We start from the raw sequence: 12,435 nt of genomic DNA, 5'->3' as shown, positions 1-12,435 counted from the left end.
ATTTACTTCAAATTTAAAGATTTGTGACAATTGAATATTTATATAATGGTAAAAATGTCTCCAACTGGAAATCCTGCCGGCGAGGAAACCCGTGCAAGCAAAATATAAACCTAAGATTCTGGTGGTCAATGACGATACGGCGAGTTTGTTTGCCTTAAGCGGACTGCTCACGAGTTGGGCTGATGAGAATAATTGCCTGGTCGTTACCGCCAAATCTGGCGAGGACGCACTGCGTCACGTATTGCTGGATGACTTTGCCGTGATCCTACTGGATGTCAACATGCCCGGTATGGATGGATTCGAAACGGCAGAAGCGATACACAAGCGCGCACGCTCCTCTTCGATACCGATTATTTTCATTACCGCTTTTCTGGTCGACGATCTGAATAAATTAAGGGCTTACCAGCAAGGAGCCGTAGACTATCTTTTCACCCCCGTCATTCCCCAGGTCTTACAAGCGAAGGTATCCGTATTTGTTTCGCTGGCAAAAAAAAATCTGGAATTGAAAGCGCAAACAGAGGCTCTTGGTCTTCGTACGCAGGATTTACAGGCTGCAAATGACAAACTTCAGCGTGAAATAAAAGAAAGAAAAATAGCGGTTGAACAAAATGAAGCGAAAGATAAATTCCTGGCCATGCTTGGTCACGAGTTGCGCAATCCTTTAAGCGCAATCACCAGCGCAGCATCCATCATAGGATTTCCGGGCGCAAAAGCAGATAGCGTGGAGCGTGCAAAAAAAATCCTCTCAAGACAATCACTCCATCTGACGCGCATAGTCGATGATTTGCTGGATTTGGGGAGAGTGATGTCCGGAAAAATCGTTCTCAACAAAACTGCAGTCAATCTCGGCGACGTTGTCTTGTCCTGCCTAGATAGTCTAAGAGCCAGCCGCCCGGTTGACAATTACCAATGGAGTATTGATCCCGGCAACACCTGGATAGATGCAGATCCTACTCGCGTAGAGCAAATCATTACCAATTTGTTGGACAATGCCATCAAATACACCCCCACTGGTGGAACCATCACTATCAAAAATGCTGTATGCAAGGGTGCCATAAAATTGACGATCACCGACACAGGTATAGGTATTGCGAAAGACTTGCTACCCCGGATTTTTAATGTTTTCGTCCAGGGAGAACATTCCCTGGACCGTGCTAAAGGTGGACTCGGTATAGGCCTCGCTCTGGTTAAACAATTGGTTGAATTGCACGGAGGCGACATCCTCGCCCATAGCGAAGGTGAAAATCTGGGCAGCACTTTTTCTATTGTATTACCCCAGGCTACGGAAAGCAGGCCCTCACCTGAGCTGAACGAGGTTCGAAGTCTGAAAACGACCAGGAAGCTGCTGCTGATTGAAGACAATGAAGATGCCCGTGAAATGACCACACAGTTACTCAAGGCGCACGGGTTTCAGGTTCTTGATGCGGCGACCGGTGCCGAGGGACTCATCCTGGCGAAAGAGGAAAAGCCTGGCATTGCCCTTATCGATATCGGATTGCCAGGCATGGATGGTTATGAAGTGGCACGACGCTTACGCAGTGATAAAGATACCAAGGGCATGTACTTAATTGCACTGACCGGTTATGGGCTCGGTGAAGACCATAGAATGACAATGGAAGCCGGCTTTGATGCCCACTTCGTCAAACCTTTAAAACTCCAGCAACTTATGCTTGCCATAGAAACTCTTCAAGTTGCCTGAAAAAGTGCTCATATCTCTGCATGAAGCCAAAATTCAAATCTGCCTGATGTATATGCACAGGTATATGTAGCTACATGTGCACAGACGCATTTCTGTATTTGTCTGATTCCATATCAAGCCATTGTAACTGGCTAGGTCAAGCTCAGCTTACTTTGTCGTCCCCATCCTACACGACTGATGGAGGCCCACTGATATGCGGCGCGCCTGAGTGACTTTAAGATTGGTCATCTCATTTAGTCAACTGCGGTCGGTGCTTATCATGAAAAATAAAATGAAGTTCAGGTCCAGCAGGTCAAGTTTCCTCAAACTGGTAAATCCAGGGAATACTCTGGGTTGCCCCTTCCAATACACCCGACATGGATCAAATCTGAAGCTGCTGGCGCTATTCCGCCTGCGTATTCTAACCACACATTAAATGGTGCAAGATAACTCGGACAATCAAAGAGCAAATTAATAGAAAATTGTTACCGCCTATGCAGCGGTCAAAGAGCGTCAAGCAATGGAATTTTTAGTATACGTCGTTCATAACACCGGCTTTCCCTATCACGACGCAACGGAAAATCCATCAAGTAGCTGCTGAATCTGGCTCAATTCATAAGGCTTTGTCAGCACATAGCAGGGGAAATTCACATAAGTATGAATATGAGGGCCATGACCGGATGAAAAAACAATATGCATATCAGGTGCATCAAGCTTAACTTGCTTTCCCAAGGCGATACCAGACATTTTGGGTAAATTGATATCCGTCAGCAGCACGTCAAAACGCTTTTGTGCCAATAATTCCAAAGCCCTTTCTGCACTAGCGGCAGGGATAGCAAAATGCCCTATCATATCCAGCATTTCACACAGCATCTCCAGCAAATCCTGATTATCTTCAACAACCAGAATATGCAAGCCTGCCCCCGCCTCACTGGCAGGTTCATTGGCGACGGAGGTTTCGTTCTCTTTATTTTTCATTGTTACCTATCGGGTTTGAAAGCAACTCTTCCTGTACCGCAAAAGCAGGATCAGATGCGTTCAAAACATCCATCTCAAGCGAAGTTTTTTTCATTATTTCAACAATTAAAAAGGAAATATCATTCAATTTTCTACTCATTGACGAGGTAAATCGATAGTGAACACGCAACCTTGGCCGGGTTGGCTTTTCACTGTCAGCAAGCCATCGTTCGCTTCAACGCTGCGCCGTGCAATAGAGAGTCCCAGTCCCAGGCCGCTTTTGTTGGAACCGCTCTGAGTGAACGGCAAAAATATATTGTGGCTAGCATCCTCGCTCAGTCCTGGCCCGCTGTCTTTGACATTGATGCGTATGCGGTCGGTTGTTGCGTCGACGCCAAGCGTAACAATACCGCCTTCGCCACTAAATTTGAATGCGTTCTGCAACAGATTACCCAGCGCAGAGAACAACAAGTCCTTATCAGCATCGACCATCAGTATGGATGGAGTTTGCTCAACGTTGAAGTTACACTTGAGTAATTCAGCTTCGAGCGAAGAGGAATATTGCACTTCTCCAATAAAATTGGCAAGATTGAAAACTGCGCGGTGCAGCGTCATACCCGGCCCTATGCGGACTTCAGCCAGGGAACGGTCAATCAGTCCCCGAAGTCCCACCATGCTGCGATCCAGCACGGCCCCGGTGGAACCAGTCAAGCCCACATTACCCGACTTGATAGCCGCTAGCGCCAGCATTGCCGTGTGCAAGTAGTTGCGAAGCTCATGGGCGAAAAATCCCAAACGCTGGTTCGCCTCCAAAGCCTGTTCATCGGCGATCACCAAATCGCGGTGCTCACTAAACGCAGTCACAGCGTCTGCGATACCATTGTCGAGGCAGCGATTAAGCGTACGGAACTCACTGACCTCAAATTTCTCCTTAAGATCAATCGACAGATCCGATACAGCCTGACAAAGATCACCGTAATTATGCACTACTTCATTGATCGAATAGCCCAGCGTCAGAAGATCGGCTCCATGAATTGCAGCCGTTACGCCTAGTTCAGCGTGCCGTTGAGGATCGCCTAATGCCGAACCAGATACAGCCAGTGCCTCATTCGCGCTACCCCGGTGTTCTGCCTGCAGTGTGCGTATGAGTTGATCCAGGAACATAGGAATACCTTGCTCCAGTTGTTGCTTGTTCGGGGATCCGCCAGATCGAGCGGAAACTTTTTCGCGGCATCTGCGTTCAAGCTCTGCGCGATGGACGATCAAAAATTCATGCATCATGGTATACCTCGTAGGTATCCCATGCCTGCCAATTGCAGACCTACGGCGAGAAATGCCGGTATGGGGATTTACGTCAAGAAAGCCAAACGCATGCCATGATGGTGGAGTTTTTTGCTTAATAAATCTGTGCGCTACAGCACATTCATCTCAACTGGCCCGGGCCGACGCTGGAACTCCCTGCGCCCAATCAATCTGGCTAGTCATCAAGGCGAAAATTTAAAAACCCGAGTAATAATCACTGCACCCAAAAGTTCCGAACTCAATCCTGGGTGGCAGCGTTGTTCTTGATAACTATACTCCATAAACAACACTTCAGAACTTCAGGCAGGAAAGAAGCTCTTTCATGCCTTGGGTCCTTGTGTTGCTTCACTTATTGCAGGGACGGCAGGTCAATTTCATCCTTGCGCTCCTGTATTGCTTCGGCCAGGGCCATCAGGTCCAGTTTTGCTTTTTTTGCTCTGGGGAACATCTCACCTTCTTCTTCCTGTACATGATGCTCAATTTGTTCGGATAAGACTTTGACTCTGGCATCATAGAGATCGTCACCAGGCTCCATCGCCAGGATCTGTGTAATCAGGTCCTTGGCAGCGGCATGTTCGACATTAGCTTCGTCCATTATGTCCTTGGTATCTTCGCCAATCTCACGCATCGCTGGATAAAAAATCTCTTCTTCAGCAATAGTGTGCTTGGTCAATTCCAGGCAAATCTGGGCAACAATTTTCTTCTTGCTGACTACAGCAGCATCGCCCAGGCTTTCGAATTTACTGAATAATGCCTTCACGTTTTCATGGTCTTGCTTAAGCAGGCTGATAGCATCTTGTGCTGTTGTATCATTCGCCTTTTTAGCGATAACAGCAGGGTTTTTTACAGGCTTGGCTTTGGCCGAAGGTGTCGTAGTGCGCATGGTGATTCCTTATGTCATTGATAAGAGGAAGTGCAATAAACCTACCTGCCTGACCGCATTCAAAAACCAAGAGCTGCTTGTAAAATAAGCTCAGACGAGCAGGTAAGGTCATCTTAAAACCTGTGCTGTAAATGGCAGTAAGCCTCTGCGCTGAAGCCGTGTAGGACAGTAACCACAGATAGCGTCCTGCTTGCAGACGCAATATTCCTTGATGTTTGGACAGTAGCTGTTTGCGGGACCTGCCCTCTCACAGCAATGGCCTTACCAGTTTCTCGCGACTCCATTGCCGTGTTTTTGCCGCTGCCAGAAAGCCCTTCACATTATCTGTCGATGTAACGGCGGTGTCTTTATTGATACCTGCCGCATTCAACAGAATCTCGCCACCGGCATCATAAGCAATCGCTTTCAAGTGGCTATAAGCATCCCTGACAAAGTCGCCCACTGCCATATCTCGCTCCAGCTTTTTTGCCGATTCGCTGGAGAGAACAAGCGCGATTGCGTCAAATATTACCGAGGGGCTACCTGCCAGTTGTCCATCCACTTTGGCTTCCTTGCCATCAGACAGGTGTATGCCATCAATCTGTGGAGCAATAATTTTGTACTTGGCATCTGCACTGGCAACAGCCGCTTTGAGCTTTTCCAGGGTCTTGGCATCGGAGCCTTCGGCAATAAGAATACCAACCACACGGCCGGCCAGGGTGTCCTTCATCTTGTCGATCAATCGCAAGGCAGGTGACACAGGTAAATTTTGTACCGCAACCGGGATAGCTGGTGCCGCTGGCAAATCCTTGATGCCCAGGCCAGTGGCAACACGTCGCGCCAGTTCTTCGTTGATATGCAGCATATGGCCGACCATTGCTTCGCGTATATGCAGATGCGCAACTTTTGACAGCTCAAAAACCAGCGCTGCAACGATATGTGCTTGTTCAGTGTCGTTCTGGCTGGCAAAAAACTGGCGTGCCTGACTGTAATGATCAGCAAAACTTTCTGGGCGTATCCTGCCTTTGTCACCCACCACAGGCTCTGCCATGCTGTTAAAGCCTGTCGCCGGTTGTTCGCGTGGCGCATCCTTTGCCAACGAATTGGGTTCGTACGCTACCCTGCCGGTAGGGTGCGTCATTTGCATATGACCATCACGCTGGTGATTGGCAAACGGACACTTCGGCGCATTAACGGGAATCTGATGGAAATTGGCTGAACCCAGCCTGGACAGCTGGGTATCCAGATAGGAAAATAAACGCCCTTGCAACAGAGGGTCATTGGAAAAATCGATGCCAGGAACAATATGCGATGGACAAAATGCAACTTGTTCAGTCTCGGCAAAGAAATTATCCGGCCACCTGTCAAGCACCATGCGTCCAATCACAGTCAGTGGTACCAACTCTTCAGGAATGAGCTTGGTTGCGTCGAGGTGGTCAAACGGGAATTCGTCTGCTTCTTCTTGCGTAAATAGTTGTACTGCCAATTCCCATTCGGGGAAATCACCGGCACTGATGGCATCAAAGAAATCGCGCCTGTGAAAGTCAGGATCAGCACCGGCAATTTTTACCGTCTCATCCCAAACGGTGGACTGCAGCCCGGCCTTCGGGCGCCAGTGGAACTTCACGAAGGTAGGTTCACCCATCTCATTAATGAGGCGGAATGAATGCACGCCAAAACCTTCTATCATACGTAGTGATCTAGGCAGTGTGCGGTCGGACATGATCCACATCACCATATGCATGGCTTCTGGCGTCAGTGAAATAAAATCCCAAAATGTATCGTGCGCTGTCGCCGCTTGCGGGAAACCGCGATCAGGCTCCATTTTTACCGCATGGACAAGGTCAGGAAATTTAATGGCATCCTGGATAAAGAAGACTGGAATATTATTGCCGACCAAGTCCCAATTGCCTTCGGATGTATAAAATTTGACGGCGAACCCGCGCACGTCTCTTGGCGTGTCAGCAGAGCCAGAGCCGCCCGCAACCGTGGAAATACGGCTAAACACCGGGGTTTGATGCCCTGTTTCGGTCAGGATTTTGGCCGTGGTATATTTTTCCAGTGAATGTGTCAGTTCAAAATAGCCATGAGCACCGGTTCCTCGTGCATGCACGACACGTTCCGGAATACGCTCATGATCAAAATGGGTAATTTTCTCTCTTAAGATAAAGTCTTCCAGCAGAGTCGGTCCTCTGACACTGGCTTTGAGAGAATTTTGATCGTCTGCAATGACGACACCTTGATTGGTTGTCAGTTCAGGATGAGTATTTCCAGCAATCTGATGTAGTTCTCCCCCATTACCAATCGAAGTGGTGGTCAGATTTTTTGTTTCCTGTATTTCGGGATTGGCGATGGTCGTATTAGTTTTAGACATGGCAGACACTCTACAAAAGATCGATTTTGACACAATAAAAATCAAACATGGATCAGATCGACGCTTAATTTTTTCTGATTTGACGATAGACCAAAATGACGGAATTATTTGTTCGGAAGCGAACACTCAGGGCAGGCTTGCAATAGAAATACTCTTTTATTTTCTACTGATTTTTTTTCCTGAATTTTGTATTTCAATTTCAAGAAAAAAAACGGACTGCTTACACAGTCCGTTCTTGCGATACAAGTAATCTGTTACCCTGAAAAAACCTTAAGCGACGCTGGCCTCGGACGTCGAGTTGATGTCTTCTGCGCCAGCTTTTTTGTAAATGTCTTTTGCAATTTCAGCTTGATCAGAATTATCGGTATGCACAGAGATAAGAACATTGCCGCCGCGAATTTTTCCGTCATATAATTTTGCTTCATATTCAGGAATACCCATACCCACCAGGCCGCCAATGAGGCCACCGGCCGCCCCCACCAACGCAGCACCACTCAATGCAGCCATAATAGGGCCAGCCGCAATGAAAGGACCAACGCCAGGGATTGCCAACGTACCTATACCTGTCAACCAACCCAGTATGGCGCCTACACCCATACCAGCAACCCCGCCAGTGGCAGCCCCTTCGGGCAATTTGGTATTTTGCTCATGCGCAAAATCCCGGGTACCGGTTTGATCAGGCAACAAGACCGAGATATCAGCACTTGAAAATCCTGAAATTTTCAACTTGTCGACGATGGTTTCTGCTTGAACACGATTTGTTGCGATACAGTAGATAGCGGTTTTCATTTGATTTCCTTTGGTGAGTTATTTACATGCCTGCCTTACCTGCCTTACCTGCCTTGCCTGCCCAGGTTCAATTGGTTTTTACATCCAGTGAATTATTGATAGAACTCACACCATTGACAGCCTGAACGATTTTTTCGACTTGCGATTTTTCGTCTGCGGTTTTTACCGGACCGCGTAAAGTAACGACACCCGCATCCACCATAATTTTGATGTTATGGGCCATCATTGACAGCGATTTGTCGTGCACGACTGAACGCCGGACTGCAGCAAGAAGCTTGCGATCTTCTTTTGTATTGAATTGATCTGCTGGCGTTTTATTCCCGGCATACTTGTCACGGTTATTGATCGCCGTATTATCGACGTTCGACGCAGTTTTCCCTTCTGTAACAACTGGGGGAACTGGATCTGCTGCAAAACCTATACCTGGCAATATGGCGAAGCCCAGCAAAGCGGCACAGCCAACCTGATTTAATATTCGTCCCATTTATCCCTCCTGATTAAGTCCATTGCGGACAAGTGGCGATAGATTAAGATAATTAATCACCCATCATCTGTGCGGTAGGTCACACGGAACAGGAAGCAGGGAGAGGCAAAGATATGCAATGTTATTTCATCGGAGAAATACACCTTTATCTACACCTTTATCAATACCCGATTTCAGCAATGTGGCTGAGCACATTGGCTTTTTTTTACCTATAACAATGTTGAATAAACAGAAAATCCTGTATAGATTGCATAAAGCGAGTGGTAAGATTTTTCCTACAAATCTGGTCGCTATTGTCCGGTACTGAATATGCGGGATTCTAGTTACCATAACAGCTCTATCGCAGAGTAGCTGCCATAATTCATCGGCCCTGCCGATGCTGATACTATGTGGTAGAGAAAGTACTTAACCAAGCTATCTTTTCAGAGGAGTCATCATGAGGAATTTTTTCGGTTTCCATTTTTCAACAAAAAATCAAAAACTTTCTGCGCTCAACGAACAAAAAGTTGATCCTGGCATTACAGCGACAGACATTGGCTGCGCTAAAACGCCGAAAAATTTGACTCCTGCAAAGCACCATATGCAATTGAAGAAAATGGAAGAGCACCGTCGAAATTTGCGAACCATGTATTTTTCCAGCTAAATTGCCTCCCCCAAAAAGCCTGGCGGTCACCTGCCTAGCGCAGTAGCTGACAATGTTAATTTGCGCACCGGAAATAAAAGACCATGCGACAAACTGGAACATATGTTTTTCTTTATCTGCATATGTTCATGAAATCAGCCAACGCCAGGCGTATATTCAATAGACAGGAATAAGCATGACGAAAAAAATCACAGAAAATTCAAACAATCCAAACTACAGTTCAAGTGCAGATTTTAAAGATGCGCTCGATAAATTGATCGACCGCCTGCCTTCAATGTCAGACATAGAAATAAGTGCCGCCAAGGATCAGTTTTTGCGAAAAATCGAGATGGTCATAGCCAATCAATCTCCATAGCAACAAAATCGATTAGTTATCAGCACAGGAACCGATGGCATTCGTCATCTGAAAGTATTTTGAATTTGTGTTGTACGCGACTATATCAACGGCGCTATAGCAGACCCCGCATGTAGCCGATATAATGCAATGTGCGGTATTGTGGTTACTATAAGGGGTTAGATGCTTTATGCTGCTTGCAATTAGCAATCACAGACCTGACCTTGCGTGCCAGCGCTTCACGGCTATATGGCTTGCTCAGCAACTCTACGCCGGCATCCAGCCGCCCCCCATGTACGATGGCATTTTGCGTATAGCCCGAGGTAAACAATACCGCCAGATCCGGCAAACGCTCGCGGGCCTTGTGTGCCAGTTCAGGGCTTCGCAATACGCCGGGCATGACGACATCCGTAAACAACAGATCAATCTTGACACCGGTGCCAATGATTGCCAGGGCACTGTCAGCATCGCCAGCATGTAATACTTTATAGCCTAAAGCGCTCAGTATCTCGATGGCAGTAGTACGAACCTGTTCATCATCTTCTGCCACCAGAATAGTTTCGGTTCCTCCGACAATTTTTTCCGCTGCCTGTATCGCCAACCCGCCTTCCTGTTCTGTCGAACGTGGAAGATAAAGTTTGACGGTAGTACCATAGCCAAGTTCGCTATATATATTGACATGGCCACCTGACTGCTTGACAAAGCCATACACCATGGATAAACCCAATCCTGTTCCCCTGCCCTCAGGCTTGGTCGAGAAAAACGGCTCAAATGCCTGGGCGACGACTTCTGGTGGCATACCTGATCCGACGTCGGATACCGCCAGCATCACGTAATCACCAGCGTTAACTTCTGCGTGTGTGCACGCATAATTTTCATCCAGAACAGCATTACTGATTTCAATGGTGAGCTTACCGACGGATTCCATGGCATCGCGTGCATTGACCGCGAGGTTAAGTAAAGCATTTTCAACTTGAGCAACATCGACAAAGGTATTCCATAAATCATCAGCCAGTATAGTATTAACTTCGATAGTTTCACCCAGGCTGCGCTGCAGCATATCTTCCATATCAATCACAAAACGACCTATGTTGACAACTTTAGGGTCGAGCGCCTGACGCCGTCCAAAAGCTAATAAATAGCTGGCCAGCTTGGCACCACGCCTGACACCGGCAAGCGCATTGTTAACACGCCTCTGTGCATGCGGATTACCGACTATCTCAGCGGACAGTAATTGAAGATTGCCTGAAATGATCTGTAGCAGGTTATTGAAATCATGCGCTATGCCGCCCGTCAATTTGCCGATTGTTTCCATCTTCTGCGCGTGCTGCAATGCTTGCTCGGTTTTTTTCAGCGCGATTGCCGCTTCATATTTTTCGGTAATATCCCGGGTAATCTTGGCATAACCAACGAATTCGTAAAAGGCATTGTAAATAGGATCAATCACCACATGGGCGCGAAATTGACTGCCATCCTTCCTCACGCGCCAGCTTTCCTGTTCAAAACGACCTTCGTTCCTGGCTGTCAATAGTGCGCGCTGTGGTACCCCGCTCTTCTGATCTTCCTGCGTATAAAAGCGGGAAAAATGCGTACCGATCACTTCTTCCTGTCGATATCCCTTGATACGTTGCGCACCGGCATTCCAGTTACTGACATAACCGTCCTTGTCCAGCATATAGATCGCATAATCAGTCACCCCCTGCACCAGCATACGAAATTGCTGTTCGCTCAGACGCAATGCTTCTTCCGCTTTCTTGCGGTCAGTGATGTCACGGGTAATTTGTGCAAAGCCAACTAGCTGACCGTTTTCCCGGATGGCGTCTATGATCACGCTGGCCCAGAAACGGGACCCATCTTTACGCACGCGCCAACCCTCATTCTCGTAACGACCTTCCGTGTCAGCAATCTGAAGTGCGCGCACGGGAACACCTGCCTTCTGGTCCTCTGGCGTGTGGAATCGGGAAAAGTGTTGGCCAATGATTTCTGCCGATATGTAGCCCTTGAATTTTTGCGCACCGGCGTTCCAACTTATCACGCGGCCATCAATGTCCAGCATATATATCGCGTAGTCAGTGATCGCATCAACCAATAGCTGAAAGCGCGGCACCTCAATGAGTTTTTTATCTTCAGGTAAATTTTGGATGGCCATCGGCTGTTTCCACGGTAACAAACTTTGTTAGCTAGTGTCGTGCTGCACTCTTCTTGCCACTTATAAAATGCGCCTTTTCCGCCGATACTGCGTCAAAAATCCTCGCAATACCTCGGTATTGCTGCGGTTTTTTCCTTGTCTCAACGAAAAATTCGCGATTTTATAAGCGTCAATCTACGTGCAACACTACACTAGCGCGTATCAACCGTATTTGCCATAACGGATAAGAGATGGGTATCGTACTTCCACGACGCGTTAAATCGAACGACGCCAGATTGCGGCATGATCATCCGGAAACTATTCTATTTTATAGTTCGTGCAACTATAGCTGTGGGGAAGCCCATTAATCGTACGGTAGCGTACAAAGAAATTACTTTTTGTCCTGTGACGATACTTGACCAAAGCCAGGGTTGCCAGACAACAAGAAATTCAATCACATCTTTGTTACTGCCCCTGAGTGGCACTTTACGACCGAAGCTTGTCAGGGCCGGGCAGGTATACAGCGCAATCACATTGCCTGTGCCATGCTGGTTTAGATCAGACTGACCGCCATTGCCTGGCAAACTCAACAAACCATTTAGCGTGTCAAACAAGGATTACTTGCCGATTATCTTTGTATGCAGCCAAGAAGCCCATCTGACATCATGAAATTTGGGTAAGCCCTATCCATATCAATAAATAAAAAACTTGACTATTTACCATTTTAATATAGTGTATATATAGCAATACTTATTCACTACAGAAGTGCTTTATTAGGACATACGCAAAACCGTACCAGCAAGGCTATCGCTAAGGTAGCCTCCCTTACAAGGGAGGCTCGTTACGTTGGCAGACAACATGTTGTCTAAAACCCCAACTACACC

At 47.2% G+C, this 12,435-nt stretch carries 11 protein-coding genes; 3 read left to right on the top strand and 8 right to left on the bottom strand.

Annotated elements, in window-relative coordinates; genetic code table 11:
• The first annotated feature begins 91 nt into the window (after window positions 1–91).
• Complete coding sequence (locus ACO0LM_RS07380) at window positions 92–1,699, top strand: response regulator (protein ID WP_423035720.1); 1,608 nt, start codon at window positions 92–94, stop codon at window positions 1,697–1,699.
• 543 nt (window positions 1,700–2,242) lie between these two features.
• On the opposite strand, the gene ACO0LM_RS07375 is transcribed toward ACO0LM_RS07380, so the two are convergent.
• From ACO0LM_RS07375 to ACO0LM_RS07345, 7 genes are all read right to left on the bottom strand, one after another.
• A complete protein-coding gene (locus ACO0LM_RS07375; protein WP_423035718.1) occupies window positions 2,243–2,656 on the bottom strand; it encodes a response regulator in 414 nt (137 codons plus the stop codon).
• Window positions 2,646–2,783, bottom strand: a complete 138-nt coding sequence (locus ACO0LM_RS07370; RefSeq protein WP_423035716.1) for a hypothetical protein — start codon at window positions 2,781–2,783, stop codon at window positions 2,646–2,648. The genes ACO0LM_RS07375 and ACO0LM_RS07370 overlap by 11 nt, the downstream gene beginning before the upstream one ends.
• Window positions 2,784–2,791: 8 nt before the next feature.
• Window positions 2,792–3,916, bottom strand: coding sequence for a sensor histidine kinase (locus tag ACO0LM_RS07365; protein WP_423035714.1), 1,125 nt, complete (start codon window positions 3,914–3,916; stop codon window positions 2,792–2,794).
• A 370-nt stretch (window positions 3,917–4,286) separates the two neighbouring features.
• Window positions 4,287–4,820: a hemerythrin domain-containing protein gene (locus tag ACO0LM_RS07360; protein WP_423035712.1), complete on the bottom strand. Its 534-nt coding sequence runs from the start codon at window positions 4,818–4,820 to the stop codon at window positions 4,287–4,289.
• Window positions 4,821–5,067: 247 nt separating this feature from the next.
• Window positions 5,068–7,173: a catalase gene (locus ACO0LM_RS07355; protein WP_423035710.1), complete on the bottom strand. Its 2,106-nt coding sequence runs from the start codon at window positions 7,171–7,173 to the stop codon at window positions 5,068–5,070.
• 270 nt (window positions 7,174–7,443) lie between these two features.
• On the bottom strand, window positions 7,444–7,962 hold the full coding sequence (locus tag ACO0LM_RS07350) for a hypothetical protein (protein WP_423035708.1): 519 nt from the start codon (window positions 7,960–7,962) through the stop codon (window positions 7,444–7,446).
• A gap of 67 nt (window positions 7,963–8,029) precedes the next feature.
• Window positions 8,030–8,446, bottom strand: coding sequence for a BON domain-containing protein (locus ACO0LM_RS07345; protein WP_423035706.1), 417 nt, complete (start codon window positions 8,444–8,446; stop codon window positions 8,030–8,032).
• Between the two features lie 436 nt (window positions 8,447–8,882).
• Between ACO0LM_RS07345 and ACO0LM_RS07340 the strand changes: the two genes are divergently transcribed.
• Complete coding sequence (locus tag ACO0LM_RS07340) at window positions 8,883–9,089, top strand: hypothetical protein (RefSeq protein ID WP_423035704.1); 207 nt, start codon at window positions 8,883–8,885, stop codon at window positions 9,087–9,089.
• Between the two features lie 175 nt (window positions 9,090–9,264).
• A complete protein-coding gene (locus tag ACO0LM_RS07335) occupies window positions 9,265–9,444 on the top strand; it encodes a hypothetical protein (protein ID WP_423035702.1) in 180 nt (59 codons plus the stop codon).
• A 148-nt stretch (window positions 9,445–9,592) separates the two neighbouring features.
• Here the strand turns inward: ACO0LM_RS07335 and ACO0LM_RS07330 are convergent, their stop codons facing one another.
• Window positions 9,593–11,572 carry a PAS domain S-box protein gene (locus tag ACO0LM_RS07330; protein ID WP_423035701.1) on the bottom strand — a complete coding sequence of 660 codons (1,980 nt, stop codon included), beginning with the start codon at window positions 11,570–11,572 and terminating at the stop codon, window positions 9,593–9,595.
• Between the last annotated feature and the right edge of the window lie 863 nt (window positions 11,573–12,435).

This window comes from Undibacterium sp. Di26W (assembly GCF_049340265.1).
GTDB lineage: Bacteria > Pseudomonadota > Gammaproteobacteria > Burkholderiales > Burkholderiaceae_D > Undibacterium.
This window is presented reverse-complemented; position numbering and strand designations above follow the sequence as displayed.

What these genes read in the sequence shown, in the direction of transcription:
- ACO0LM_RS07340 (WP_423035704.1), top strand. Translation starts at nt 8,883, where the DNA reads ATGAGGAATTTTTTCGGTTTCCATTTTTCAACAAAAAATCAAAAACTT.
- ACO0LM_RS07350 (WP_423035708.1), bottom strand. Translation starts at nt 7,962, where the DNA reads ATGAAAACCGCTATCTACTGTATCGCAACAAATCGTGTTCAAGCAGAA.
- ACO0LM_RS07365 (WP_423035714.1), bottom strand. Translation starts at nt 3,916, where the DNA reads ATGATGCATGAATTTTTGATCGTCCATCGCGCAGAGCTTGAACGCAGA.
- ACO0LM_RS07330 (WP_423035701.1), bottom strand. Translation starts at nt 11,572, where the DNA reads ATGGCCATCCAAAATTTACCTGAAGATAAAAAACTCATTGAGGTGCCG.
- ACO0LM_RS07375 (WP_423035718.1), bottom strand. Translation starts at nt 2,656, where the DNA reads ATGAAAAATAAAGAGAACGAAACCTCCGTCGCCAATGAACCTGCCAGT.
- ACO0LM_RS07355 (WP_423035710.1), bottom strand. Translation starts at nt 7,173, where the DNA reads ATGTCTAAAACTAATACGACCATCGCCAATCCCGAAATACAGGAAACA.
- ACO0LM_RS07360 (WP_423035712.1), bottom strand. Translation starts at nt 4,820, where the DNA reads ATGCGCACTACGACACCTTCGGCCAAAGCCAAGCCTGTAAAAAACCCT.
- ACO0LM_RS07335 (WP_423035702.1), top strand. Translation starts at nt 9,265, where the DNA reads ATGACGAAAAAAATCACAGAAAATTCAAACAATCCAAACTACAGTTCA.
- ACO0LM_RS07345 (WP_423035706.1), bottom strand. Translation starts at nt 8,446, where the DNA reads ATGGGACGAATATTAAATCAGGTTGGCTGTGCCGCTTTGCTGGGCTTC.